General features: G+C 59.1%; 23 protein-coding genes and 1 pseudogene. 16 read left to right on the forward strand and 8 right to left on the reverse strand.

Features of this window, described 5'->3' with window-relative positions; all coding sequences use genetic code 11:
* Nucleotides 1-30: 30 nt before the first annotated feature.
* Both DYE40_RS10625 and DYE40_RS10630 read right to left on the reverse strand, forming a co-directional pair.
* Nucleotides 31-951, reverse strand: a complete 921-nt coding sequence (locus DYE40_RS10625; RefSeq protein ID WP_244731321.1) for a LysR family transcriptional regulator — start codon at nucleotides 949-951, stop codon at nucleotides 31-33.
* Between the two features lie 105 nt (nucleotides 952-1,056).
* The gene (locus tag DYE40_RS10630; protein ID WP_115309079.1) at nucleotides 1,057-1,443 is read right to left on the reverse strand and encodes a RidA family protein; all 387 of its coding nucleotides are present in this window, start codon (nucleotides 1,441-1,443) and stop codon (nucleotides 1,057-1,059) included.
* A 104-nt stretch (nucleotides 1,444-1,547) separates the two neighbouring features.
* Here DYE40_RS10630 and DYE40_RS10635 point away from each other — a divergent pair, with 104 nt between their 5' ends.
* The 4 genes from DYE40_RS10635 to clpP all read left to right on the forward strand — a co-directional run bounded on the left by DYE40_RS10635 (nucleotide 1,548) and on the right by clpP (nucleotide 5,665).
* On the forward strand, nucleotides 1,548-2,369 hold the full coding sequence (locus DYE40_RS10635; RefSeq protein ID WP_115309080.1) for an HpcH/HpaI aldolase/citrate lyase family protein: 822 nt from the start codon (nucleotides 1,548-1,550) through the stop codon (nucleotides 2,367-2,369).
* A 239-nt stretch (nucleotides 2,370-2,608) separates the two neighbouring features.
* A complete protein-coding gene (locus DYE40_RS10640) occupies nucleotides 2,609-3,385 on the forward strand; it encodes a ferredoxin--NADP reductase (RefSeq protein ID WP_115309081.1) in 777 nt (258 codons plus the stop codon).
* 231 nt (nucleotides 3,386-3,616) lie between these two features.
* Complete coding sequence (gene tig / locus DYE40_RS10645; RefSeq protein WP_115309082.1) at nucleotides 3,617-4,924, forward strand: trigger factor; 1,308 nt, start codon at nucleotides 3,617-3,619, stop codon at nucleotides 4,922-4,924.
* 105 nt (nucleotides 4,925-5,029) lie between these two features.
* Nucleotides 5,030-5,665 (forward strand): ATP-dependent Clp endopeptidase proteolytic subunit ClpP, encoded by a 636-nt coding sequence (clpP, locus tag DYE40_RS10650; protein WP_115309083.1) that lies wholly within the window; start codon nucleotides 5,030-5,032, stop codon nucleotides 5,663-5,665.
* Between the two features lie 630 nt (nucleotides 5,666-6,295).
* Here clpP and accD read toward each other — a convergent pair.
* The 3 genes from accD to DYE40_RS10665 all read right to left on the reverse strand — a co-directional run bounded on the left by accD (nucleotide 6,296) and on the right by DYE40_RS10665 (nucleotide 9,420).
* Nucleotides 6,296-7,159, reverse strand: coding sequence for an acetyl-CoA carboxylase, carboxyltransferase subunit beta (gene accD / locus DYE40_RS10655; RefSeq protein ID WP_115309084.1), 864 nt, complete (start codon nucleotides 7,157-7,159; stop codon nucleotides 6,296-6,298).
* Between the two features lie 133 nt (nucleotides 7,160-7,292).
* Entirely contained in the window at nucleotides 7,293-8,084 is a 792-nt protein-coding gene (trpA, locus tag DYE40_RS10660) for a tryptophan synthase subunit alpha (protein ID WP_115309085.1), read from the reverse strand.
* 166 nt (nucleotides 8,085-8,250) lie between these two features.
* Nucleotides 8,251-9,420, reverse strand: coding sequence for an alpha-hydroxy acid oxidase (locus DYE40_RS10665; protein ID WP_115309285.1), 1,170 nt, complete (start codon nucleotides 9,418-9,420; stop codon nucleotides 8,251-8,253).
* 245 nt (nucleotides 9,421-9,665) lie between these two features.
* Here DYE40_RS10665 and iscR point away from each other — a divergent pair, with 245 nt between their 5' ends.
* The 4 genes from iscR to iscA all read left to right on the forward strand — a co-directional run bounded on the left by iscR (nucleotide 9,666) and on the right by iscA (nucleotide 12,427).
* On the forward strand, nucleotides 9,666-10,109 hold the full coding sequence (gene iscR / locus DYE40_RS10670) for a Fe-S cluster assembly transcriptional regulator IscR (protein WP_115309086.1): 444 nt from the start codon (nucleotides 9,666-9,668) through the stop codon (nucleotides 10,107-10,109).
* Between the two features lie 29 nt (nucleotides 10,110-10,138).
* Nucleotides 10,139-11,353 carry an IscS subfamily cysteine desulfurase gene (locus DYE40_RS10675; protein WP_115309087.1) on the forward strand — a complete coding sequence of 405 codons (1,215 nt, stop codon included), beginning with the start codon at nucleotides 10,139-10,141 and terminating at the stop codon, nucleotides 11,351-11,353.
* Nucleotides 11,354-11,439: 86 nt separating this feature from the next.
* On the forward strand, nucleotides 11,440-11,832 hold the full coding sequence (gene iscU, locus DYE40_RS10680) for a Fe-S cluster assembly scaffold IscU (RefSeq protein ID WP_115309088.1): 393 nt from the start codon (nucleotides 11,440-11,442) through the stop codon (nucleotides 11,830-11,832).
* 274 nt (nucleotides 11,833-12,106) lie between these two features.
* Nucleotides 12,107-12,427, forward strand: coding sequence for an iron-sulfur cluster assembly protein IscA (gene iscA, locus DYE40_RS10685; RefSeq protein WP_115309089.1), 321 nt, complete (start codon nucleotides 12,107-12,109; stop codon nucleotides 12,425-12,427).
* On the opposite strand, the pseudogene DYE40_RS10690 reads toward iscA, so the two are convergent.
* Nucleotides 12,366-12,610, reverse strand: a pseudogene (locus tag DYE40_RS10690) (alternative ribosome-rescue factor A). The gene iscA and the pseudogene DYE40_RS10690 sit on opposite strands and share 62 nt — an antisense overlap.
* Nucleotides 12,611-12,679: 69 nt before the next feature.
* Here DYE40_RS10690 and hscB point away from each other — a divergent pair.
* From hscB to dinB, 6 genes are all read left to right on the forward strand, one after another.
* Nucleotides 12,680-13,189, forward strand: a complete 510-nt coding sequence (gene hscB / locus DYE40_RS10695; protein WP_115309091.1) for a Fe-S protein assembly co-chaperone HscB — start codon at nucleotides 12,680-12,682, stop codon at nucleotides 13,187-13,189.
* A gap of 64 nt (nucleotides 13,190-13,253) precedes the next feature.
* Complete coding sequence (gene hscA / locus DYE40_RS10700; RefSeq protein WP_115309092.1) at nucleotides 13,254-15,116, forward strand: Fe-S protein assembly chaperone HscA; 1,863 nt, start codon at nucleotides 13,254-13,256, stop codon at nucleotides 15,114-15,116.
* Nucleotides 15,117-15,261: 145 nt separating this feature from the next.
* Complete coding sequence (gene fdx, locus DYE40_RS10705; protein ID WP_115309286.1) at nucleotides 15,262-15,603, forward strand: ISC system 2Fe-2S type ferredoxin; 342 nt, start codon at nucleotides 15,262-15,264, stop codon at nucleotides 15,601-15,603.
* A gap of 89 nt (nucleotides 15,604-15,692) precedes the next feature.
* Nucleotides 15,693-15,890 carry a Fe-S cluster assembly protein IscX gene (gene iscX / locus DYE40_RS10710; RefSeq protein ID WP_115309093.1) on the forward strand — a complete coding sequence of 66 codons (198 nt, stop codon included), beginning with the start codon at nucleotides 15,693-15,695 and terminating at the stop codon, nucleotides 15,888-15,890.
* Nucleotides 15,891-15,917: 27 nt separating this feature from the next.
* Complete coding sequence (locus tag DYE40_RS10715; RefSeq protein ID WP_115309094.1) at nucleotides 15,918-16,718, forward strand: polyamine aminopropyltransferase; 801 nt, start codon at nucleotides 15,918-15,920, stop codon at nucleotides 16,716-16,718.
* A 69-nt stretch (nucleotides 16,719-16,787) separates the two neighbouring features.
* Complete coding sequence (gene dinB, locus DYE40_RS10720) at nucleotides 16,788-17,864, forward strand: DNA polymerase IV (RefSeq protein ID WP_115309095.1); 1,077 nt, start codon at nucleotides 16,788-16,790, stop codon at nucleotides 17,862-17,864.
* A gap of 337 nt (nucleotides 17,865-18,201) precedes the next feature.
* Here the strand turns inward: dinB and DYE40_RS10725 are convergent, their stop codons facing one another.
* On the reverse strand, nucleotides 18,202-19,992 hold the full coding sequence (locus DYE40_RS10725; protein WP_115309287.1) for a 2-isopropylmalate synthase: 1,791 nt from the start codon (nucleotides 19,990-19,992) through the stop codon (nucleotides 18,202-18,204).
* Nucleotides 19,993-20,306: 314 nt separating this feature from the next.
* On the opposite strand from DYE40_RS10725, the gene DYE40_RS10730 reads away from it, so the two are divergent.
* Complete coding sequence (locus tag DYE40_RS10730) at nucleotides 20,307-21,140, forward strand: RnfABCDGE type electron transport complex subunit B (RefSeq protein WP_115309096.1); 834 nt, start codon at nucleotides 20,307-20,309, stop codon at nucleotides 21,138-21,140.
* Nucleotides 21,141-21,206: 66 nt separating this feature from the next.
* On the forward strand, nucleotides 21,207-21,944 hold the full coding sequence (locus DYE40_RS10735) for an SDR family NAD(P)-dependent oxidoreductase (protein ID WP_115309097.1): 738 nt from the start codon (nucleotides 21,207-21,209) through the stop codon (nucleotides 21,942-21,944).
* Between the two features lie 450 nt (nucleotides 21,945-22,394).
* On the opposite strand, the gene metG is transcribed toward DYE40_RS10735, so the two are convergent.
* Nucleotides 22,395-24,482 carry a methionine--tRNA ligase gene (gene metG / locus DYE40_RS10740; RefSeq protein ID WP_115309098.1) on the reverse strand — a complete coding sequence of 696 codons (2,088 nt, stop codon included), beginning with the start codon at nucleotides 24,480-24,482 and terminating at the stop codon, nucleotides 22,395-22,397.
* Nucleotides 24,483-24,566: the final 84 nt, after the last annotated feature.

Raw genomic sequence — 24,566 nt, forward strand, 5'->3', positions numbered from 1 at the left:
CCGCAGCTCCGAGGCCGTCCGGACACCGTTTCAGACGGCCTTTTGCGCGTCCCCGCCCTCCTCCGCCGCTTCCGCCAGCCGCTCCCGCAGCCAGCGGTGCGCCGGATCGGCATGGCTGCGTTCGTGCCACACCAAAAGCTCGTCGTATCCGTCCATCGCAAACGGCACTTCGCGCACTTCCAGTCCCTCTTCGCCCCGCACCAAACGCGAAGGCACCACGGCCAGCAAATCGCTTTGGCGCAGAATGGCGGGAATCTGCGCAAAACTCTGCACCGACACCGCCACATTGCGCCGCAGCCCCATCCGCGCGATCGTCTCATCTGCCGCACCGGTAAAAACGCCGCCGAAAAACGAACCCAGCACATAACTCGGGCGGCAAAACGTGTCCGCATCCCACGTTTCCCGCAAAACGGGATGGCCGATCCGCATCGCGCAGACAAAGCGTTCGCGGTACAGCACCTTATAGCGCAGCCGCTCCGGCGCGGCCACGGGGGCCACCACCGCCGCATCCAGCGCGCCATGCGCCAGCTTTTCCTCTATCTGCCCGCGGTGCAGGTTGAAAAACGCCGTTTTCACATTCGGCGCAAGCGTCTGCAGCCGTCGCAAAAAAGGAATGCCGACGCTGTAAAAACCGTCGTCGGCCACGCCGATTCTGAACACCGTATCCTGTGCCGCCGGATCGAAATCCGCCGGCCGCACCAGCGCGTCTATCTCGCCGAAAATCCGCGCCAGCGGCGCGGCAAAGGCGGCGGCACGCTCCGTCGGCACCATGCCCTGCGGCGTGCGCACCAGTATCTCGTCGCCGAAATACAGCCGCAGCCGCGCCAACATCCCGCTCACCGCCGACTGCGACAAGGCCAGCCGGCCTGCGGCGCGGGTTACGTTGCGTTCCTCCAAAAGCACATACAGGGCTTTGAGCAGGTTCAAATCGAGATTGGCAGGCAGCTTCATAAAACGTGTTCCGAAAACAAAACGGACAAGCGGCGGCAAAACGCCGCAGAGGCCGTCTGAAAACCGGAAACGGCATTTTCAGACGGCCTCTTTCCCTAGCGGAGCTTACGGCAGCACCATCACCGCTTCGGCCTCCACCTGCACCCCTTTGGGCAGTGCGGCCACGCCGACGGCGGCGCGGGCGGGGTACGGCTGCGCGAAATACTCGGCCATCACCTCATTGAACACGGCAAATTCCGACAAATCGGTCAGATAGGCGTTCAGCTTCACAATATCGTCCAAAGAGCCGCCTGCCGCTTCGGCCACCGCCCGCAGGTTTTGAAACACCCGATGTGCCTCGGCGCGGAAATCGCCGTCGCCGACCACTTCCATCGTGGCCGGATCCAGCGGAATCTGGCCGCTCAAATACACCGTATTGCCGGCCTTCACGGCCTGGCTGTACGCACCGATGGCGGCGGGGGCTTTGTCGGTATGGATAATCTGTCTGCTCATAGTTGCAACCCTTTTGTTAAGAAATCGGCATATAATAACATTTTTTAACCGCAGGCCGTCTGAAAATACGGCGGCAGCCACACCGACGCAGACAAGGAAAACATATGCAGGAAGGGTGCGCCCCGAAAATTTTTCTTTTCGTTCCCGGCAACCGCACCGATCTGATTGCCAACGCATTCGGCATCGGCGCGGACGAAGTCGTCGTCGACTGGGAAGACGCGCTGGCCGAAGCCGACAAAGACCAGGCCGCACTCGATCTCGCGGCCTACTGCGGCAGCAGCGGCGCACGCGGAATCTGGCTGCGCACCAACTCCGCCGACAGCAGCCGCTTCCCGCGCGACTGCGAAGCCCTGACCGAGCTTTCCGCCGTAAAAGGCGTATTCCTGCCCAAAGCCGAACGCCCCGCCGACATCACCTCCCTGCATCTGGCCTGCGGCAAACCCGTCATCGCCCTGATCGAAACCGCCAAAGGCATACTCAACCTGCCCCAAATCGCCTTCGCGCAGGGGCTGCACGCCCTCTCCTACGGCTGTCTCGATCTGACCAACGAACTCGGCCTCAACTTCGGCACCCCCGCCGCCGGCACCTTCTTCAACCACCTGCGCATCGAGCTGCTGCTGCACAGCCGACTCAACGGCCTCTTCCCCCCCATCGAAACCGTCTTCCCCGATTTTTCCGACGACGACGGCCTGCGCCGCCACACAGAGTTTTGGCGCGACATCGGCTTCGGCGGCATGCTATGCATCCACCCCAAACAGGTCGCCCTCGCCAAAATCCTGCTGCAGCCGACTCCCGAATCGGCGGCTTTCGCCGAAAAAGTGCTCTCCGCAGCCGAGCAAAACCGCTCCGGCGTATTCCAGGTGGACGGCAAAATGGTGGACGCGCCCGTTATCGCGCGCGCCAAAAAACTGCTGGGCCGCGGCTGATACCGCCGCAGCGCAACAGGCCGTCTGAACATTCGGTTTTCAGACGGCCTCTGTAATTGTGTCTTCACCGCAAACCAAATAAAAAAACATCCGCCCTGCCAACTGCAAAAGTAGGGTGTGTCGCCCTCAGGCGACGCACGCGTTCCCGCCGCAAACAGGCCGTCTGAAAACGCAAAACGGCTTTTTCAGACGGCCTTTCTGTATAATCCGCCCCCTGCACACATCCCGAGGAACAGAAAATGGCCGCCTCCCCCGAAGCCAAATACACAGCAGAAACCGTGCTGTGGGTCAAACGCCACACACCCAAGCTCCTTACCTTCGCCATCTCCCGCCCCGAAGCCTACCGCTTCTCTGCCGGGCAGTTTTCCCGCCTCGGCTTTACCGACGGCGCAGGCTACATATGGCGCGCCTATTCCGTTGTTTCCGCCGAATACGCCGACACCCTCGAATACTTCGCCGTGCTCATCCCCGGCGGAGCCATGTCGGAAAAATTCGCCGCCATGCAGGCAGGCGACACCATCCTGCTCGACAAAACCGCCACCGGCTTCCTCCTGCCCGAACGTTTCCCCGACGGCAGCAAGCTCGTCATGCTCTGCACCGGCTCGGGCATCGCCCCCTTCCTCTCCATCCTCGAACAGCCCGAAATCTGGCAGCGTTTCGACAAACTCGTCCTTGCCCACTCCGTCTCCCACGCCGACGAACTCATCTTCAACAGCCGCATCGCCGCCCTGTGCGGACACCCGCTGGTAGGCGGATATGCCGGCCGCCTGACCTTCATCCCCGTCCTCACCCGCGAAACCGGCGGCACGGCTCTGCACCAACGCCTGCCCGAGCTGCTGGCAAACGGCAAACTCGCCGCCGCCGCCGGTTTCCCGTTTGCCAAAGAAGACACCCGCTTCATGATCTGCGGCAACCCCGCCATGGTGCAGGACACCTTCCAAACCCTCCTCAACATGGGCTTTGCCATGCACCGCAACCGCATCCCCGGCCAAATCCTGATGGAAAACGGCTTCTGAGTCCGGCAAAACATTAAAAAAGGCCGTCTGAAAACGCCAATCCGGCCAAGCGCGAGCCTTTTCAGACGGCCTCATCCTTCCCTGACAAAAAACGTCATCCTGTGCCAAGAAAACGGAAACTGTGCTAGAATCGCGCCCTTATTTTGCCTGCGCAAACCGCAGGCACAGACACCCTGCGGGCAGCCCCTGCCCTGCCCGCCCGACCAACCGAAACCAATTTAAGGGTTTACCATGAGCGTAACATTAGAAACACTGGAAAATCTGGAACGCAAAGCCATCCTCTCCCTGCCGTGGGCGGACATCAACGCCGAATACAACAAACGTCTGAAACAAACCGCCCGCCGCGCCCGCATTGACGGCTTCCGTCCGGGCAAAGCCCCGCTGGGTATGATCCAGTCTATGTACGGCGCAGGCATCCAAACCGAAGTCATGAACGAGCTGGCACAAAAAGTGTTCTTCGACACCGCAGCCGCCGAGGGCTGGAGAATCGCCGGAATGCCCCGTCTCGAAGGCATAGAAGGCAAAGAAGATCAGGAAAACTTCCATTTTGCCGGCATATTCGAAGTATTCCCCGAAGTGAAAATCGGCGACATCTCCACACAGGAAATCGAAAAAGCCGATGCCGCCGTAAGCGATGCCGAAGTGGAAAAAACCATCGAAATCCTGCGCCGCCAGCGCACCCGCTTCAACCGTGCCGAACGCGCCGCACAAAACGGCGACCGCGTCATCATCGACTTTGCCGGCACCATCGGCGGCGAAGCGTTTGAAGGCGGCACCGCCCAAAACTACGCCTTCATCCTCGGCAACGGCCAGATGCTGCCCGAGTTTGAAGCAGGCGTAAACGGCCTGAAAGAAGGCGAAAGCAAAGATGTCCAGGTCGCTTTCCCCGAGGACTACCACGGCAAAGACGTAGCCGGCAAAACCGCCGTTTTCGCCATCACCGTACGCAATGTCGCCGAACCCGTACTGCCCGAAGTGGACGAACAGTTTGCCAAAGCACTGGGCATCGCCGACGGCAACGTCCAAACCATGCGTGCCGAAGTGAAGAAAAACGTCGAACGCGAAGTCAAACGCCGCATCGCCGCCCGCAACAAAGAAGCCGCAATGGATGCCCTCTTGGCCGTCAGCGAATTTCCCGTGCCCAACGCACTGGTTGCCGACGAAGCCGCCCGCCTGGCGGCCGAAATGAAGCAGAACTTCATCAACCAGGGCATGGCCGACGCGAAAAACCTCGATCTGCCTGCCGATATGTTCACAGAACAGGCCGAACGCCGCATCCGCCTCGGCCTGATTCTCGCCGAACTCGTACGCGCCAACGGCCTCGAGCCGACACCCGCGCAAATCGATGCCGTGATTGCCGATTTTGCCGAAAGCTACGAAGATCCGCAGGAAGTCGTCGAGTGGTATCACGCCGAGAAAAGCCGCCTCGACGGCCCGACTTCGCTGGCCGTGGAAGCCAACGTTACCGACTACGTTTTGTCCCAAGCCAAAGTCAGCGAAAAAACCCTGTCTTTCGACGAAGTGATGGGCAACGCCTGAAAGGCCGTCTGAAACGGTTTTCACACCCCCTGCGACACAAAGCACCGAAGCAGCCGACGCGCTTTGGTGCTTTTTCCAAACGGATTCCCAACCAAGGAGCGGAATATGTTTCCCGAAATCAGCAACAACACCCTCATCCCCACCGTCATCGAACAAAGCGGGCGCGGCGAACGCGCCTTCGACATCTACTCCCGCCTGCTCAAAGAGCGCATCATCTTTCTGGTCGGGCCGGTAAACGACCACACCGCCAACCTTGTCGTGGCGCAAATGCTGTTTCTCGAAAGCGAAAATCCCGACAAAGACATCTTCTTCTACATCAATTCCCCCGGCGGCTCGGTAACGGCCGGCATGTCGGTTTTCGACACCATGAACTTCATCAAGCCCGACGTATCCACCCTCTGCCTCGGCCAGGCCGCCAGCATGGGCGCGTTTCTGCTTTCCGCCGGCGCGAAAGGCAAACGCTTCGCCCTGCCCAACAGCCGCGTGATGATCCACCAGCCGCTCATCAGCGGCGGCTTGGGCGGACAGGCTTCCGACATCGAAATCCACGCCCGCGAACTCATCAAACTGAAACAGACGCTGAACGAGTTTCTCGCCAAGCACACCGGCCAGCCGATCGAAAAAATCGAACGCGACACCGACCGCGACAACTTCATGTCCGCCCATGCCGCCAAAGAATACGGCCTGATCGACCAAGTCATCGCCACCCGCGCCGATGCCGCCAAAGCAGCCGGTGTCTGACACAGACAAAACAAAAGGCCGTCTGAAAACTTGATTTTCAGACGGCCTCTGTTTGTATATTTATGACAAACCAAATTCCCCCCTGCCAACTGCATAACGGTCTAACGGCAGGGTGTGCCGCCCCAAGGCGACGTACGCGTTCACGCCATAGCAAGCAGACCGTCTGAAATCGAAAAACGACATTTCAAACACAGCATATCCCTGCTTTCAAACGGCTTCGTTTTACATTGTCCAACCCACCGTGCAAACAGCAGAAACCGCGTGCGTCGCTACGCGACACACCCTACCCAACGGCAGAGGCCGTCTGAAAACTTGATTTTCAGACGGCCTCTGTTTGTGTATTTATAACAAACCCAATACTGCCCCAACTGCATAACGGTCTAACGGTAGGGTGTGTCGCCCACAGGCGACGCACGCGTCCGCGCCATAGCAAGCAGGCCGTCTGAAACCGAAAAACGACATTTCAAACACAGCAAATACGTGCTTTCAAACGGCTTCGTTTTCCATTGTCCAACCCACCGTGCAAACAGCAGAAACCGCGTGTGTCGCTGCGCGACACACGCTGCCCAACGGCAGAGGCCGTCTGAAAACCCCAATCCGGTTTTCAGACGGCCTGTTTGCAGTAACACACTATGCGGCAGCGGGTTCGCGGCGCAGCAGGGTAATCATATCGGCAATCCGTGCTTTCATTTCGCGACGGTCGGTGATTTGGTCGATCGCGCCTTTTTCCAGCAGAAATTCGGCGCGCTGGAAGCCTTCCGGCAGGGTTTCGCGCACGGTCTGCTCGATAACGCGCGGGCCGGCAAAACCAATCAGCGCATTGGGCTCGGCAATAACAATGTCGCCGAGAAAGGCAAAGCTGGCGGACACGCCGCCCATGGTCGGGTCGGTCAGCACGGAGATGAAAGGCAGGCTTTTTTCGTTCAAAAGGTGCAGCGACGCACTGGTTTTGGTCATCTGCATCAGCGAGTTGAGGCCTTCCTGCATCCTTGCGCCGCCGGATGCGGCCACGCAGATGAAGGAGCAGCCGTCGGCGGCGGCGCGGCGCACGCCCTGCACGAAGCGTTCGCCGACTACGGAACCCATAGAGCCGCCGATAAAGCGGAATTCAAAGGCGGCCACAACAACGGGCAGGCCGTTCAGACGGCCTTTCATGACCACCAGCGCGTCGTCTTCGCCGGTGGCCTTTTTGGCGGCGGTAAGGCGGTCGGGATATTTTTTGCTGTCTTTGAATTTGAGGATGTCGGTGGGCTTGACTGCGGCTCCGATTTCCTCGCGGCCTTCGTCGTCGAGCAGCAGGTTGATGCGCTCGCGTGCACCCAGGGGGTTGTGGTAGCTGCATTTCGGGCAGACTTTGTCGTTCTGCACGAGGTCGGTGGTGTACACGGTGGCGGCACAGGAGGGGCATTTGTGCCACAGCCCTTCGGGTACGGCGGATTCGCCTTTGCCTTCGCGTTTGATTTTGGGCGGGAGGATTTTGTCGAGCCAGCTCATGGTTTGCTCCGTTTCAGACGGCCTGTTGCGCCGTCGGGCGGTGGTTGGGTGGAAAGGGGCGGATGGTAGTCAAATAAGGGGGTTTAGGCAAGGCCATACGGCGGCGTGTTTTAACTTCGTTGGAACGCCGCTTTCAGACGGCCTCCACCGCCGCTTTCAATTCCTTTACCAATGCGCCGGCGGCTTCGGCTTCGCGGCCGGGGTTGGCTTCGATTTCGCGTACGATGCGGCTGCCGACGATGACCGCGTCTGCCGTTTCGGCCACACGTTTCGCGCTTGCGGCATCGGAAATGCCGAACCCGACACCGATGGGCAGGCTGATGTGGCGGCGCAATACGGCAAGTTTGGCGGCCACGTCGGCGGTGTCGAGCGCGGCGGAGCCGGTAACGCCTTTGAGGGAAACATAGTAAACGAAGCCGCCGGCGAGTTGGGCGATTTCGGCGATGCGTTCTTCGCCTGTGGTGGGGGCGACGAGGAAGATGGTATCGATACCGTGCTGTTGCAGTTCGGCGTGCAGCGGGGCGATGGTTTCGATGGGGCTGTCGACAGTCAGCACGCCGTCAACGCCTGCTTCGGCTGCGGCTTGCGCAAAGGCGGCGTAGCCTGTTTTGTGGACGGGGTTGAGATAGCCCATCAGTACGACGGGGGTATCGGCATTGCTTTCGCGGAAACGGCGCACGATGCCGAGCACGGTTTGCAGCGATACGCCCTGCGCCAGGGCGCGTTCGGCGGCCCGTTGAATAACGGGGCCGTCGGCCATAGGATCGGAGAAAGGCACGCCCAATTCGATAATGTCCGCGCCTGCGGCGGCAAGCGCGTGCATGAGTTGCAGGGTGGTGTCGGGACAGGGGTCTCCGGCGGTAATGTAGGGGATGAGGGCTTTGCCGCCGTTCAGGCGGGAAAAGGCTGCTCGGATTCTGCTCATGGAAGGTGGCTTTCTGGGTTGGCTGTCGGTATGTCTGCAAAAACTTTGCCCCGCATCTGCGGGGCGGCCTTTTTACTATATTTCAGGCCGTCTGAAAAGGCGGTTTGCACTTTGTCGGAGCGGCTTTTTCAGACGGCCTGCCGGCATTTTGCTGCCGGACGGACAATCAGCGGGCCGGCAGGGGATAGGTGCCGTCCACCAGAATGTCCGTGTTCACGCCGGAGAGGTTGCGGTGGCCGGTAAAGGCCATGGTAACGTCCATTTCTTTGTACAGGATTTCGAGTGCGCGGCGTACGCCGTCTTCGCCGTATGCGCCTAGTCCGTAAAGGAAGGCGCGTCCGGTCAGGCAGCCGCGTGCGCCCAATGCCCAGGCTTTGAGCATATCCTGTCCGCTGCGGATGCCGCTGTCAAACCATACTTCGGTTTGGCTGCCGACAGCCTGTACGACATTGGGCAGCGCGTCGATGGTGGAAGGTGCGCCGTCGAGCTGGCGGCCGCCGTGGTTGGACACGACTATCGCATCCGCGCCGTGTTTGACGGCCAATTCCGCATCTTCCGGCTCCATAATGCCTTTGATGATGAGCTTGCCGCCCCACAAGTCTTTGATGCGGGCAACGTCGTCCCAGCTCAAACTCGGGTCAAACTGTTCCGCCGTCCAGGAAGAGAGCGACGACAAATCGCCGACGCTTTTGGCATGGCCGACGATGTTGCGGAACGTGCGGCGTTCGGTGTGCATCATATTCCAGCACCATTCCCATTTGGTAGCCAGATTGAGGCAGTTCATGAGGGTGGGTTTGGGCGGGGCGGACAGGCCGTTTTTGATGTCTCTGTGCCGCTGTCCGAGTACCTGCAAGTCGGCGGTAAGGATCAGGGCGGAACATTTGGCATCCTGCGCACGCTTAATCAGGTTTTCCATAAATTCGCGGTCGCGCATCACATAAAGCTGAAACCAAAACGGCGCGGAAGTGTTTTCCGCCACGTCTTCAATCGAACAGATAGACATGGTGGACAGGGAAAACGGCACACCGAACTTCTCCGCCGCCCGCGCAGCATGGATTTCGCCGTCGGCCCACGCCATGCCGGTAAAACCCGTCGGCGCGATAGCCAGCGGCATTTTCACTTTCTGCCCGAGCATTTCGCTTTCCAGCGAACGGCCTTCCATATCCACCAACACACGCTGGCGGAACTGGATGGGCGTGAAATCGGTGGTGTTGATATGGTAGGTATACTGCGTCCACGAGCCGGAATCGATATAGTCGTAAAACATCTTCGGCATTTTGAATTTCGCCACGCGGCGCAGGTCTTCGATACAGGTCATTTTGCTTAAATCGCGCATCTGCCCTTTTCCTTTCGTTCGGTTGGTTGGTTCGGATTCGGCTGCCGGTTGCCGCATGACGCGTTTTCAGACGGCCTTTGCACTAAGCGGAAGCCGCGCACTCTATCCGAATCGCCCGATTGACGCAAACACATATCATTTGGAATGCTATTACTAATTGATTTTGGTCAAAAAAGATGTAAATACTTGACTGATTCACTCAACTATCGCAAAATCCCGCCCGACAAGAAATAACAGCACAAACCATGCGACTGACCACCAAAGGACGCTTCGCCGTTACCGCCATGCTTGATTTGGCCATGCACGCGCAAAACGGCGCGGTGAAGCTGAACGACATCAGCGAACGCCAAAACATCTCCCTGTCTTACTTGGAGCAGCTCTTCGGCAAACTGCGCCGCGCCGGCCTGGTAGACAGCATCCGCGGCCCCGGAGGCGGCTACATACTGGCTGCCGATGCCCGCGAAATCAGCATTGCGCAAATCATCACCGCCGCCGAAGACAGGCTCGATGCCACCCTGTGCAGCGGCAAAGCCAACTGCCACAACGGCGCACCCTGCCTTACCCACGACCTGTGGGAAAATCTGAACCGCACCATCAACCAATACCTCAGCAGCATCACCCTGCAAACCGTACTCAGCCAAAAAGACCACCACTCGGGCAAAGCCGTCAGCCTGACACACATCAACTGACACACAAACACAAAAAGAGAGACCAAACCATGACCGTCAAAACCCCCGTCTATCTCGACTACGCCGCCACCACCCCCGTTGATCCGCGCGTGGCCGAAAAAATGATCCCCTACCTCACCGAAACCTTCGGCAATCCCGCCTCCAACAGCCACAGCTTCGGCTGGGTGGCGGAAGAAGCTGTCGAAAAAGCCCGCGCCGACATCGCCGCGCTGATTCATGCCGACCCGAAAGAAATCGTCTTTACCAGCGGTGCTACCGAGTCCAACAATCTCGCCATCAAAGGCGCAGCGCATTTTTACAAAAGCAAAGGCAAACATTTAATCACCGTCAAAACCGAACACAAAGCCGTACTCGACACCATGCGCGAGCTCGAGCGTCAGGGATTTGACGTAACCTATTTGGGCGTAAAGGAAAACGGCCTGGTTGATTTGGACGAACTCCAAGCCGCCATCCGCGACGACACTATTTTGATTTCCGTCATGTGGGTGAACAACGAAATCGGCGTGGTGCAGAATATTCCCGCCATCGGCGCAATCTGCCGCGAACGCAAAATCATCTTCCATGTGGATGCCGCCCAAGCCTGCGGCAAAGTGCCGGTGGATGTCGAAGCCGCCAAAGTCGACCTGCTTTCCATGTCCGGCCACAAAGTGTACGGCCCCAAAGGCATCGGCGCACTTTACGTCCGCCGCAAACCCCGCGTACGCCTTGAAGCGCAAATGCACGGCGGCGGTCACGAACGCGGCTTCCGCAGCGGCACGCTGCCCACCCACCAAATCGTCGGCATGGGCGAAGCCTTCCGCATTGCCAAAGAAGAACTCGAACAGGACACCGCCCATTACCTGAAACTGCGCGACATTTTCCTCAAAGGCATCGAAGGCATCGAAGAAGTCTATATCAACGGCGATTTGGAACACCGCGCACCCAACAATCTGAATGTCAGCTTCAATTTTGTCGAAGGCGAAAGTCTCATCATGGCCGTAAAAGAACTCGCCGTATCCAGCGGCTCCGCCTGCACCTCCGCCAGTCTCGAACCCAGCTATGTTTTGCGCGCACTCGGCCGCAACGACGAACTGGCGCACTCCTCCCTGCGCATCACCTTCGGCCGCATGACTACCGAAGAAGAAGCCGCCTATGCCGCCGAACTGATCAAATCCAAAATCGGCAAACTGCGCGAACTTTCCCCCTTGTGGGAAATGTTTAAAGACGGGATTGATTTGAACGCGATTGAGTGGGCGGCACATTGATGGAGCAGGAAAAATAAAGGCCGTCTGAAAACTGTTTTTCCAGACAATTTGACACATAACACCATAAAACATATAGGAAACATATCATGGCATACAGCGACAAAGTAATCGACCACTACGAAAACCCCCGCAACGTCGGCACCTTCGACAAAGGCGACGGCTCCGTCGGCACCGGCATGGTCGGCGCGCCCGCATGCGGCGACGTGATGCGCCTGCAAATCAAGGTAAACGACGCAGGCATCATCGAAGATGCAAAATTCAAAACCTACGGCTGCGGCTCGGCCATTGCCTCGTCCAGCCTGATTACCGAATGGGTAAAAGGCAAAAGTTTGGATGATGCCTTAGCCATCAAAAACAGCGAAATCGCGGAAGAATTGGAACTGCCGCCGGTAAAAATCCACTGCTCGATTTTGGCCGAAGACGCGGTAAAAGCCGCCGTAGCCGACTACCGCAAGAAAAAAGAAGCCGCTTCCGTATAAACCGTTGCAGTTTTCAGACGGCCTTTCCTTCCATTTGAAATACGGATTTAAGGCCGTCTGAAACCATATTGTCTGCCGGCGGAAAAAACGCCGTGTGCTTTGCCGGAGTGGAACCGACCGGTCTGCCTGCCGTGAAACAGCCGGAAGCCGCCGCTGCCGGATAGCCGGAGCAAGCGGTCTCAGAGGCCGTCTGAAACCGCTTCGGCCGACAAATCTTTCTCCGCCCGCACGGAGAAAGATTTGTCGAAAGCCGAAACAAAGGAAAGGATCCATCATGATTAGCATCACAGAAAATGCCGCCAAATATATCAACAGCCATTTGGCCAAACGCGGCAAAGGCCTCGGCGTGCGCTTGGGCGTGAAAACCAGCGGCTGCTCGGGCATGGCTTACAACCTCGAATTTGTCGATGAACCTGCCGCCGAAGATTTGGTGTTTGAAGAACACGGCGCGAAAGTGTTTGTCGACCCGAAAAGCCTGGTCTATCTCGACGGCACGCAAGTCGATTACACTCGGGAAGGTTTGCAGGAAGGCTTCAAATTCGAAAACCCGAATGTGAAGGACTCATGCGGCTGCGGCGAAAGTTTCCACGTTTGAGCACATAAAAAAGACGGGACAGTTTCCAAAACCGTCCCGCCATTTTTTCGCAGCCTGCCTGTTGTAGCTGCCTTTGCCTTTTTTGTTCCGCTCCGTTTTGTACCGGAACAGATTGGATCTGACCAGGGCCTTTAATGCGTTGTCGCGGATTTTGCCCTTATTGTGCTGTACTTTCGCAGACATTCGTATTTCCTTTTTCCAAATGAGGCGGCGGATTATATAAAAGGCCGTCTGAAACCGCAAGAAACCGTTATGAGCCAATACTTTGATTTGTTCCGACTGTCCGAAGGTTTCGCGCTGGACGAGGCGGAGCTGGAAACCCGCTACCGCACGCTTGCCGCCCGTTTCCATCCCGACCGCTTTACCGCCGCTTCCGCCTTTGAGCAGAAACAGGCCGTAATGATGTCGGCCACCGTCAACGAAGCCTACCGCACGCTCAAAAAACCGACCGACCGCGCCGCCTACCTGCTCAAACAGCAGGGCATCGATGCCGACGCGCCCGAGCATACCGCCTTTGCCCCCGAATTTCTGATGCAGCAGATGGAATGGCGCGAAACCCTGGCCGAAGCCCGCGCACGGCAGGATCAAACCGTGCTGGATACGCTGGCAGCCGAAATACGTGCCGAACAAAGCGCACTTCACGACAGCCTGCAACAGGCGTTCGACCGCCGGGAATACGAAACCGCCGCGCAGCTTGTAAGGCAGGGACGTTTTCTCGATAAATTAAACCAAGAAATCTCCGAGCTGGCAGAGGCCGTCTGAAAACGCGGCTCCACAAAGTCCGAACAGCCGGCCGCCCTCCTCCAACCAAGCATACAACGACATTATGGCACTCCTCCAAATAGCCGAACCCGGCATGTCCGCCGCCCCGCACCAGCACCGCCTTGCCGTCGGCATCGACCTGGGTACCACCAACAGCCTAGTCGCCGCCGTGAAAAGCGGCAGCGCGGTATGCCTGCCCGACGAAAACGGGCGCGTTACCCTACCCTCGGTCGTACGCTATCTTTCAGACGGCCAAATCGGTATCGGACACGAAGCCCTTGCCGAACAGCCAACCGACCCGCTCAATACCGTCAGCTCCGCCAAACGCCTTATCGGCCGCACGCTGGCCGATTTGTCGCAGGAGGCGCACTACCTGCCCTACCGTTTCGGCCAAAGCAGCCATGTGGTCGAAATCAACACCCGCCACGGCATCAAAACGCCCATCGAAGTATCGTCTGAAATTCTGAAAGCCCTGAAAACCCGTGCCGAAGAAAGTTTGGGCGGGCAGCTTACCGGCGCGGTGATTACCGTACCCGCCTATTTCGACGACGCGCAGCGTCAGGCCACCAAAGACGCGGCGCGTTTGGCCGGCATCAACGTATTGCGCCTGCTCAACGAGCCGACCGCCGCCGCCATCGCCTACGGCCTGGACAACGGCTCGGAAGGCACATTTGTCGTGTACGACCTCGGCGGCGGCACGCTCGACGTATCCGTACTCGAATTGAGCAAAGGCCTGTTCCAAGTCAAATCCACCAACGGCGACAGCGCCTTGGGCGGCGACGATTTCGACCAACGCCTGTTCTGCCACCTGCTCGAACAACTCGGCCTCTCGCAACTCAACGACCAAGACAGCCGGCTGCTGCTCTCGCTCGCCCGCCGCACCAAAGAAGATTTGACCGCACACGAGCAAACCCTCATCGAAGCCGCCCTTTCAGACGGCCGCCAAGTACGCGCCACCGTTACCCGCCAAGAATTCCAAGAGCTTACCCGCCATCTGGTGCAAAAAACCATCGAACCGGTAAAGCAGGCACTCAAAGACGCAGGCGTATCCAAAGCCGACATCAAAGGCGTGATTATGGTAGGCGGCTCGACCCGTATGCCGCACATCCAGCAGGCCGTAGCCACATTCTTCGGCCAAACCCCGCTCAACAATCTCAATCCCGACCAAGTCGTCGCACTGGGCGCAGCCATGCAGGCCGATGTGCTGGCCGGCAACAAAACCGCCGGCGAATGGCTGCTGCTCGACGTAATTCCCCTCTCGCTCGGCCTCGAAACCTACGGCGGACTGGCCGAAAAAATCATCCCGCGCAACTCCACCATCCCCACCGCCCGCGCCCAAGACTTCACCACCTTCAAAGACGGCCAAACCGCCATGACCGTACACGTCGTGCAGGGCGAGCGCGAGCTGGTATCCGACTGCCGCAGCCTGGCCAAATTCACCCTGCGCGGCATTCCGCCTATGGCCGCCGGCGCGGCGCGTATCCGCGTAACCTTCCAAGTCGATGCAGACGGCCTGTTGTCGGTATCCGCGCAGGAGCAGTCCACCGGCGTGCAGGCGCAAATCGAAGTCAAACCCTCCTACGGCCTCGACGATGACACCATCACGCAAATGCTCAAAGACAGCATGGCCAACGCCGCCGGAGACATGGCCGCCCGCGCCCGTGCCGAAGCCGTGGTCGAAGCCGAAAGCCTGCTTGACGCAGTAGCCGCCGCGCTGGAACTCGATGCCGACCTGCTCGATGAAGCGGAGCTTACCGCCATCCGCAGCAGCATCGCCGCGCTCGAAGGCCGTCTGAAAAACGGCACCGCCCAAGACATCCGCGCCGCCGTGTCCGCACTCGGTGCAAGTACCGACAACTTCGCCGCCAAACGTATGAACCGCAATATCCAAAGGGCGTTGGCCGGACAGAGCATCGACGATATTTGAGTCTGCCGCATGGCGTTCAGACGGCCTGCCGCATAAAAAGGCCGTCTGAAAACAAAGTGCGCAAATGCCGCCCGCAACGCTTGCACACCGCCCCGAATACGCCCGAACGAAATACACAAACCGCTTTCATCAAAGAGAAAAAACAATGCCCAAAATCACCGTACTCCCGCACGCAACACTCTGCCCCGAAGGCGCGGTCATCGAAGACGCGCCCGAGGGCAAAACCGTACTCGACGTTTTGCTCGACCACGACATCGAAGTCGATCACGCCTGTGAAAAATCCTGCGCCTGCACCACCTGCCACGTCATCATCCGCCAAGGCTTCGACAGCATGGAAGACCCCACCGAGCTCGAAGAAGACCTGCTCGATCAGGCCTGGGGCTTGGAAGCCGACTCGCGCCTGAGCTGCCAGGCCGTGGTTGCCGACACGGATTTGGTGGTCGAAATCCCCAAATACACCATCAACCACGCCCGCGAAGACCATTAAACAGGCCGTCTGAAAATCCGCCGGCAAAACCCTGCCCGCAGCCTTTCAGACGGCCTCTGATAAAACAACGGACACAAGGAACCCAAGCCATGAAATGGACCGACACCCAACGCATCGCCGAAGAACTCTACGACCTGCACGGCGACAGCATCGATCCCAAGACCCTGCGCTTTACCCAACTGCGCGATCTGATTCTCGCCCTGCCCCATTTCGACGACGACCCCGCCCGCTGCGGCGAGCGCATCCTCGAAGCCGTGCAGCAGGCATGGATTGAAGAAGCCGAATAAATCCGACCCATCCGTTCAGGACCAGCCATGCCCCGCCATCCCTACCGCCGCCTGCGGGCGGCACAAAACGCCCTGCCCGAAGTCGGCATTTCCGAAGAAAACGGCATCCGTTCCCTGCACTTGGGCAGCAGCACCATCCAAAGCTCGATGAACCTCGACAATCCGGCGGAACTCGTCCTCTCATACAGCCGCGCCATGATGGGCTGGCTGCTGTTTGCCGACCCGCCCGCACACATCACCCAAATCGGTTTGGGCGGCGGATCGTTCGCCCGCTGGATAGACGCACACCTGCCCGATACACGCCAAAGCGCAATCGACATCAATCCGCAGGTCATCGCCGTTGCCCGCAGCCTGTTCGAGCTGCCCTTTGAAGGCACGGGCTTTGAAATCATCGAAGCCGACGGCGCGCAATACGTCAAAACCCTGCTCGGCGGCACCAACGTTTTACTGGTGGACGGATTCGACGGCGAACAAATCATCGACAGCCTGGTTAGCACAGAATTTTTCCTCGACTGCCGCCGCGCCCTTGCCGCCGACGGCATCTTCGTCGCCAACTGGTGGAGCGGAGACAAACGCTACCCGCGCTTCCTTGCCGATCTCTCCGCCGCATTCGGCGGCCGCGTGCTGCAAATTCCCGCCGCCAGCCACGGCAACATCGCCGTAACCGCCTTTTGCCGCACCCCGCCGACGCTGAATTTCGACAGCCTGAAAAAACGCGCCGCCAAACTGGCCGCGCAATACGGCCTCGACTTTCCCGCCCTCCTCGCCGCCGCCAAAGCCGCCAACCCGCACAACGGCAAATCCTTCGTCTTTCCGGACTGCCCGTAGCAGACACGCCGACCCTCCCCCGCACGCGCAAACCCGTTTTCAGACGGCCTCCCCCATCCGCCCACCGCCATGCAGCAGCGCAAAATCATCCACATCGACATGGACGCGTTCTACGCCTCGGTAGAGCTGCGCGAACGCCCCGAACTGCGCGGCCTGCCCGTCGTCGTCGCCTGGGAAGGAGCGCGTTCCGTCATCTGCGCCGCCTCCTACGAAGCCCGCCGCTACGGCCTGCACTCGGCCATGTCCGCCGCAGCCGCCCGCCGCCTCTGCCCGCAAGCCGTATTCGTCCCGCCGCAGTTTCCCCTCTACCGCCAAGTCTCCCGGCAGATACACCGCATCTTCCAACGCCACACCGACCTCATCGAACCCCTCTCCCTCGACGAAGCCTATCTCGACGTAAGCCGCAACAAACAAAACCTGCCCTACGCCACCGACATCGCCCGCCTCATCCGCGCCGACATCAAAGCCGAAACCGGCCTCACCGCCTCCGCCGGCATCGCCGCCAACAAATTCCTTGCCAAAATCGCCTCCGACTGGAACAAACCCGACGGCCAGTTTGCCCTGCCCCCGCAGAAAACCGAAGCCTTCCTCGCCGCCCTGCCGCTGGAAAAAATCCCCGGCGTAGGCAGAGTAACCCTGCAAAAAATGCACCGCCTCGGCCTCAAAACCGCCGGCGACCTGCGCCGCATGGAACGCGGCGAACTCGCCAACCTCTTCGGCAAATGGGGCTACCGCCTCTACGACCTCGCACGCGGCACCGACAACCGCCCCGTCAGACCCGAGCGCGAACGCATACAGATTTCCACCGAAATCACCCTGCCCGAAGACCTGCCCCTGGCCCTCATCCTGCAACACCTGCCGCATTTGGCCGGCGACCTGTGGGCGCAGGCCGAACGCAGAAAATGCCGCGCCCGCAGCGTTACCCTCAAACTGAAAACCACCCGCTTCCGCACCCTCACCCGCAGCCTCACCTACTCCTCCCCCCTGCCCGATGCCGCCGCCCTGCTGACCGCCGCCCGCGAACTGGCCGAACGGATGCCGCCCGACAGCGAAGGCGGCTACCGCCTCATCGGCCTGGGCATCTCCCACCTCGAACAGCCCGGCATCCAGCCCGAGCTGTGGCTGCCGGAACAAGATGCCGTCTGAAAACCGTTTTTCAGACGGCCTTTTGCTTGTAATCGATTCGGCAGGACAAATCCACGGCGAAGTAAAAGACGCGTGCGCCGCCGGGGCGACACACCCTACCTGATGCTGCGCAAGCCTCTCCCCGCTGGAAATCCGTCCCCGCCACCGGTGTAGGGTGTGTCGCGCCGCGACGCACGCGTTCCACGAACTTCGGCAAAAGTCCGTCTGAAAACCAATATCTGCGACTGTTGTAGGGTGTGTCGCGCCGCGACGCACGCGCCCCCAAATTCGGCAGAAAGGCCGTCTGAAAATCCTGCAAACGGATTTTCAGACGGCCTGTGTTTGCGGCGGTGCGAAATCAGATGCCGCCTTGTGCTTTGACTTTTGCGGCGCTGAATTCCAGTTTGGAGAGGGCGGAGAGGTAGGCTTTGGCGGTGGCGGCCAACACGTCGGTGTCCGCGCCCTGTCCGTTGACCACACGTCCGCCGCGTGCGAGGCGTACGCTGGTTTCGCCCTGGCTTTCCGTGCCTTCGGTTACGGCGTTTACCGAATAGAGCTGCAATACCGCTCCGCTTTGCACCACGCTTTCGATGGCTTTGAAAATGGCATCGACAGGGCCGGAGCCGGTGGCTTGGGCGCGTTTTTCTTCGCCTTGGATGCTGAACACGATTTCGGCACGCGGCTCTTCGCCGGTTTCGGTGGTGATGCGCTGCGAGATGAATTTGTAGGCATCTTGGGCGAGGCTGTGCATTTCGTCGGAAACCAGCGCGTGCAGGTCTTCGTCGAAGATTTCGCGTTTTTTGTCGGCCAGTTCTTTGAAGCGGGCGAATGCGGCATTGAGGGCTTCTTCGCCGCCCAAGTCTATGCCCAAGTCGGCGAGCTTGGTTTTAAAGGCGTTGCGGCCGGAGAGTTTGCCCAGGCTCAGACGGTTGGCCGCCCAGCCGACGGATTCGGCCGACATGATTTCGTAGGTTTCGCGGTGTTTGAGCACGCCGTCCTGGTGGATGCCCGACTCGTGGGCAAAGGCGTTTGCGCCGACGATTGCTTTGTTGGGCTGCACGGGGTAGCCGGTGATGGTGGAAACCAGTTTGGACGCAGGCACGATTTGGGTGGTGTCGATGCCGGTTTCCATGCCGAATACGTCGTGGCGGACTTTCAGCGCCATGACGATTTCTTCAATCGAGGCATTTCCCGCACGTTCGCCCAAGCCGTTGACGGTACACTCGATTTGGCGTGCGCCGCCTTTTAAGGCAGAGAGCGAGTTGGCAACGGCCAAGCCCAAATCGTTGTGGCAGTGTGCCGACCACACCACTTTGCTGCTGCCGGGGGTTTTCGCAATCAGTTCGCGGAAAAAATCTTCGGTTTTGTGCGGAATCGAATAGCCGACGGTGTCGGGAATGTTGATGGTGGTCGCGCCCGCCTCAATGACCGCGCCGCAGATTTCGGCAAGAAAGTTGATGTCGGAACGCAGTGCGTCTTCACACGAAAACTCTACGTCGTCGGTATATTCTTTGGCGATTTTTACCGCTTTTACCGCCGCTTCAATCACTTTTTGCGGCTTCATCTTCAGCTTGTGTTCCATATGGATGGGGCTGGTGGCGATGAAAGTGTGGATGCGGCGGCGTTCGGCAGGGGCAACGGCTTCGCCGGCTTTGCGGATGTCGTTTTCAACGGCGCGGGAGAGCGAGCAGACGGTGGCGCGGGTCAGCGTTTTGGCGATTTCGTGAACGGCTTCCCAGTCGCCGGGGCTGGCGGCGGCAAAGCCCGCTTCAATCACGTCTACACCCAGTTTTTCAAGCTGGCGGGCAACGCGGATTTTTTCTTCTTTGGTCATGGCGGCACCGGGCGACTGTTCGCCGTCGCGCAGTGTGGTGTCGAAAATGATGACACGGTTGTCGTAATGGGGCATGGTGGTTTTCTCCAAGTCGGTTTGCCGGTGCATAAAGGCGTTCAGATCCAGCGGCCTGCCCTGCGCTTCGGCCAGGGCGATAAGCCTGTTGAGCTGCGCAAGCGGCAGCGAACCGCGCGTACGCCATTTGTAGATGGCGGCAGTGCTGGCGGCATTTTGCGGATCTTGCTGCTTTAAGGCTTCGGCCAGCGTATTCACGCCGCCGAAATAGGCAATTAAGCGGTCTATGTTCAGTTGCATTTTTTTGTCCAATCGTCATTGGCCGTTTCTTTAAAGAAGCCGCGATTATACTGAAATTAGACATTCTGACAATAAGAAAGCCAAAATTTTCTTTCACACAATCCAATCGGATTAGTTTTTAGGACTTTTTGTCCAATTTCACCTGTTTGCCCAAACAGGCAAACCGGCCTGCCGGGCCGTCTGAAAAGCGGGACAGCTGCGGCGGGGCGCACAGGCGGTACGGCGGCATCTGCGTTTTCCGCCAGCCGCAGGATTTTTGCAAGGATTTGAATCTGTTAAAATACCGCCCTTTCTTTATGCCGACAGGTTCCGCTATGAACGCCGTTTCCTCCGCCGAGATCGACCGCCTGCTGCCGCAGACGCAATGCCGCGAATGCGGCTATGACGGCTGCCTGCCCTATGCCGAAGCCTTGGCGGCGGGCGGAGCGGCGGTCAATCTGTGCGCACCCGGCGGCGAAGCCGTGATGCTCGACATTGCCGGGCTGCTCGGCAAGCCGCCGCTCGCGCCCGTCAAAATCCAGCTTCCGGCACTGGCGTGGATAGACGAATCGGCCTGTATCGGCTGCACCGCCTGCATCCGCGCCTGCCCCGTGGATGCCATTATGGGCGCGTCCAAACTCATGCACACCGTGATCGCCGAAGAATGCACCGGCTGCGGCTTGTGCGTTGCGCCGTGTCCGGTGGACTGCATCTATATGAGGCCGTCTGAAAACCGTTTCCTGCCGCAGGCGCGCACTTTGTCCGAAGCCGGTTTGCCGCCGCGCTTCGCCGCCGCCGCCCATGCCCGCGCCCGCTATCGGAAGCGCGAGGCACGCCGGGCGCGGGAAGAACAGGAAAAAAAGGCCGAACGCGCCGCCAAAGAAGCCGCCGTCCGCCGCACCCGTGCGGAGGGCGCGGACAAGCCGCCTGCCGCCCAATCCGCTTTCGATCCCGCAAGCCTGATTGCGCAGGCTATGGCACGTGCCAACGCACAGCAGGCGCAGCGCAGCACACCGGCCAACCGCGACAGCTTCAACAGCCGCCAAATCGAAGCCGACCGCCGCAAAGCCGCATTGCGCCGCTACCGCCGCGACGCACAATACGGCAGCCCGCAGGAAAAAGCCGCCGCGATAGAGTGGCTGCGGCGGCATCAGGACGAGGGCGCGTAGCGTGTGGGCAGGGTTTTTCTGCGAAACTTATCGGGTGAATTTCACCCATTAACACAAGGAGCATTTATGCGCTTTACCGACAAAACCATCCTCATCACCGGCGCCAGCAGCGGCATCGGCCTTGCAGGGGCAAAACGCCTGATTGCCGAAGGCGCGCGCCTCATCATCACCGGCCGCACGCCCAGCCGCCTACACGCCGCCGCCGCACTCTTGGGCGAGCGAGCCATCGTCATCCACGACGACGTAACCGACGGCAAAACGCTGGAGCGGCTCTTGCCCGTGGTGGAAAAAGCGGGCGGACTGGACGGCCTGTGGCTCAACGCCGGCTACGTTACCGGTGCACCGCTGGAAGTATGCGACCAAGCGATGATTGAAAACATATTTCAAGTCAATGTCTTCGCCCCGATGCTGCAAATGGGCGCACTCTCACCGCATCTGCGTGAAGGCGCGGCGGTGCTGGTAACTTCGTCAACTGCGGTTTATGAAGGAATGCCGCAAGTCTCGCTCTATGCGGCGACCAAAGCGGCGCTGTTGTCGGCGGCACGCTGCTGGACGGCGGAACTTGCGCCACGCAAAATCCGCGTCAATACCCTCGTCCCCGGCCCGATAACCAGCAACCTGCGCTCCATCATTCCCGAAGAAGTCCGCGACCAATTTGAAGAAAATCTGGCGCAAAGCGTGCTGTTCAAACGGGTGGGCGATGCCGAAGAAGCGGCAGCGGTGGCGTTATTCCTGCTTTCTGATGAAGCCAGCTACGTTACCGGCAGCTCCTACACCGTCGATGGCGGACTGCTGCTGCAATAAGCCCCCGCATATTGTTATCGGCCGTCTGCCAAAACGTACAGCCCGACCAAGCCCCCGCCAGCCGCAAAGACCGGGCAGACAACACCGTTGTGCCAAACGCAACCTTCCGCTACGGCACAAACGGCAGCCCGTTGGCCTGATGGGCGGGCAAAGCGGAACGGATTTTGATTTTGTCAAAAAGCACAAAAGGCCGTCTGAAAGTTTCAGACGGCCTTTCGTTATCGCAAACATGAAATAAGCAAGGAGCTTGGGAGGCAAATTCTATGGCTTAATTTGTCGGCATTTTCTCGATACAAATGTTCAAATCAATCAAATTGTCGGATAGCAAAGCGTCGGGCATGGATGCCTGAGCCGCAAACTATGACGATGAAAGGCCGTCTGAAAACAGCTTCCAACGTGGTTGGAGTTGTATTTCAGACGGCCTTTGTGTTTTCAGGCAGCTTTTGGGGACTAGCCCACTTTATCCCCCGGTTGTGCGCCTGCATCCACATCAAGCAGCTTCAGTTTGCCCTCTGCGGTGGCGGCGGAGAGTATCATGCCTTCGGACACGCCGAATTTGGCCATTTTGCGCGGGGCGAAGTTGGCCACGGCGATGACCATGCGGCCGTTGAGTTCGGCGGGATTGGGGTAGCTGGCGGCGATGCCGGAGAAAATCACGCGCTGCTCGAAGCCGAAATCGAGGTCGAATTTGAGCAGCTTGGTGCTGCCTTCGACGGCTTCGCAATTCAATACTTTGGCCACGCGCATGTCGATTTTCATAAAGTCGTCAAACGATGCCTGTTCGGCGACTTTTTCGTATTGGCTTTCGGTTTCGGCGGCTTGGGCGGGCACGGCGGCTGCCTGAATGCTTTGTTTGTTGGCTTCGATTAAGTTGTCCACTTGTGTTTGCTCCACTCGTTGCATGAGGTGTTCGTATTTGTTGACGGCGTGGCCTGCGGGCAGGGTTTGCGCGGCCATGTTCCACGAAAGTGCGGGAATGTTTAAGAACGCGGCGGCCTTCCCGGCAACGCGCGGCAATACGGGGGCGAGATAAACGCTCAATACGGCAAAGGCGTTAATCAGCTCGCTGCATACTTGGTGCAGACGCTCTTCCTGCCCTTCTTGTTTGGCCAGCTCCCACGGTTTGTTGGCATCGGTGTATTCGTTCACGGCATCGGCCAGCGCCATGATGTCGCGCAGGGCTTTGGCGTATTCGCGGTTTTCGTAGTCGGCGGCAATGTTGTCGCGCTCGGCGGCAAGTTTGGCCAGCAGCGGGCTGCCTGAAACGTCTTTCAGACGGCCTTCGAAGCGTTTGGCGATGAAACCTGATGCGCGGGCGGCGATGTTGACGTATTTGCCCACCAAATCGCTGTTGACGCGGGCGATGAAGTCTTGCAGGTTGAGGTCGATGTCTTCGATGCGGCTGTTGAGTTTGGCGGCGATGTAGTAGCGCATCCACTCGGGATTAAGGCCTTGTTCCAGATAGGATTTGGCGGTGATAAACGTGCCGCGCGATTTGGACATTTTCTGGCCGTCCACGGTGAGGAAGCCGTGGGCGAACACGCCGGTGGGGGCGCGGTGGCCGCTGAATTTGAGCATGGCCGGCCAAAACAGGGCGTGGAAATAGAGGATGTCTTTGCCGATGAAGTGGTACATCTCGGTTTGGCTGCCGGCTTGGAAATATTCGTTGTAATCCAGGCCGGTGCGGCCGCACAGGTTTTTGAACGAGGCCATGTAGCCGACGGGCGCGTCCAGCCACACATAAAAATATTTGCCGGGCGCGCCGGGGATTTCAAAGCCGAAATAGGGCGCGTCGCGCGAGATGTCCCAGTCGGAGAGCGTGGTTTCGCCGTTGTCGCCGCTACCGAGCCATTCGTTCATTTTGTTCAGCGCTTCGGCTTGCAGATGCGGCTGTATGCGGCCGTCTGAAAGCTGTGTGCTGCCGGCCGTCCATTCTTTCAGGTAGCCGGCGCATTCGCCGAGCTTGAAGAAGAAATGTTCGGATTCTTTCAATACGGGGGTTGCGCCCGATACGGCGGAATAGGGTTTGATGAGTTCGGTGGGGCTGTATGTCGTGCCGCAGCTTTCGCAGTTGTCGCCGTATTGGTCTTGGGCGTGGCATTTGGGGCATTCGCCTTTGACGAAGCGGTCGGGCAGGAACATGTTTTTTTCGGGGTCGAAAAGCTGTTTGATGACGCGGCTTTCGATTTTGCCGCTGGCTTTGAGGGCGAGATAGATTTGTTCGGAAAGCTCTTTGTTTTCAGGCGAATGGGTGCTGTAGTAATTGTCGTAGCCGATATGGAAGCCGGTGAAGTCGGCCAAATGCTCTTCGCGCACTTTGGCAATCATGTCTTCGGGGGCGATGCCCTGTTTTTGCGCGGCCAGCATCACGGGCGTGCCGTGGGTGTCGTCGGCGCAGCAGTAGTGGCAGTCGTGGCCGCGCAGCTTTTGGAAGCGTACCCAGATGTCGGTTTGGATGTGTTCGACCATGTGGCCGAGGTGGATGCTGCCGTTGGCATAGGGCAGCGCGGAGGTTACGAGGATTTTGCGTTTGGTCATGGAATACGTTCTCAAAACAGCTGCCGCAGCGGGCAGCAAAAGGCAGAATTATGCCATAAAGCGGGAGGCCGTCTGAAAACGGTT

The sequence above is a fragment of the Kingella potus genome, from assembly GCF_900451175.1.
GTDB classification, from domain to species: Bacteria; Pseudomonadota; Gammaproteobacteria; order Burkholderiales; family Neisseriaceae; genus Neisseria; species Neisseria potus.

Excerpts from the sequence above, each read along its gene's own strand:
- DYE40_RS10625 (WP_244731321.1), bottom strand. The coding sequence starts at position 951 with ATGAAGCTGCCTGCCAATCTCGATTTGAACCTGCTCAAAGCCCTGTAT.
- DYE40_RS10630 (WP_115309079.1), bottom strand. The coding sequence starts at position 1,443 with ATGAGCAGACAGATTATCCATACCGACAAAGCCCCCGCCGCCATCGGT.
- DYE40_RS10635 (WP_115309080.1), top strand. The coding sequence starts at position 1,548 with ATGCAGGAAGGGTGCGCCCCGAAAATTTTTCTTTTCGTTCCCGGCAAC.
- DYE40_RS10640 (WP_115309081.1), top strand. The coding sequence starts at position 2,609 with ATGGCCGCCTCCCCCGAAGCCAAATACACAGCAGAAACCGTGCTGTGG.
- tig (WP_115309082.1), top strand. The coding sequence starts at position 3,617 with ATGAGCGTAACATTAGAAACACTGGAAAATCTGGAACGCAAAGCCATC.
- clpP (WP_115309083.1), top strand. The coding sequence starts at position 5,030 with ATGTTTCCCGAAATCAGCAACAACACCCTCATCCCCACCGTCATCGAA.
- accD (WP_115309084.1), bottom strand. The coding sequence starts at position 7,159 with ATGAGCTGGCTCGACAAAATCCTCCCGCCCAAAATCAAACGCGAAGGC.
- trpA (WP_115309085.1), bottom strand. The coding sequence starts at position 8,084 with ATGAGCAGAATCCGAGCAGCCTTTTCCCGCCTGAACGGCGGCAAAGCC.
- DYE40_RS10665 (WP_115309285.1), bottom strand. The coding sequence starts at position 9,420 with ATGCGCGATTTAAGCAAAATGACCTGTATCGAAGACCTGCGCCGCGTG.
- iscR (WP_115309086.1), top strand. The coding sequence starts at position 9,666 with ATGCGACTGACCACCAAAGGACGCTTCGCCGTTACCGCCATGCTTGAT.
- DYE40_RS10675 (WP_115309087.1), top strand. The coding sequence starts at position 10,139 with ATGACCGTCAAAACCCCCGTCTATCTCGACTACGCCGCCACCACCCCC.
- iscU (WP_115309088.1), top strand. The coding sequence starts at position 11,440 with ATGGCATACAGCGACAAAGTAATCGACCACTACGAAAACCCCCGCAAC.
- iscA (WP_115309089.1), top strand. The coding sequence starts at position 12,107 with ATGATTAGCATCACAGAAAATGCCGCCAAATATATCAACAGCCATTTG.
- hscB (WP_115309091.1), top strand. The coding sequence starts at position 12,680 with ATGAGCCAATACTTTGATTTGTTCCGACTGTCCGAAGGTTTCGCGCTG.
- hscA (WP_115309092.1), top strand. The coding sequence starts at position 13,254 with ATGGCACTCCTCCAAATAGCCGAACCCGGCATGTCCGCCGCCCCGCAC.
- fdx (WP_115309286.1), top strand. The coding sequence starts at position 15,262 with ATGCCCAAAATCACCGTACTCCCGCACGCAACACTCTGCCCCGAAGGC.
- iscX (WP_115309093.1), top strand. The coding sequence starts at position 15,693 with ATGAAATGGACCGACACCCAACGCATCGCCGAAGAACTCTACGACCTG.
- DYE40_RS10715 (WP_115309094.1), top strand. The coding sequence starts at position 15,918 with ATGCCCCGCCATCCCTACCGCCGCCTGCGGGCGGCACAAAACGCCCTG.
- dinB (WP_115309095.1), top strand. The coding sequence starts at position 16,788 with ATGCAGCAGCGCAAAATCATCCACATCGACATGGACGCGTTCTACGCC.
- DYE40_RS10725 (WP_115309287.1), bottom strand. The coding sequence starts at position 19,992 with ATGCAACTGAACATAGACCGCTTAATTGCCTATTTCGGCGGCGTGAAT.
- DYE40_RS10730 (WP_115309096.1), top strand. The coding sequence starts at position 20,307 with ATGAACGCCGTTTCCTCCGCCGAGATCGACCGCCTGCTGCCGCAGACG.
- DYE40_RS10735 (WP_115309097.1), top strand. The coding sequence starts at position 21,207 with ATGCGCTTTACCGACAAAACCATCCTCATCACCGGCGCCAGCAGCGGC.
- metG (WP_115309098.1), bottom strand. The coding sequence starts at position 24,482 with ATGACCAAACGCAAAATCCTCGTAACCTCCGCGCTGCCCTATGCCAAC.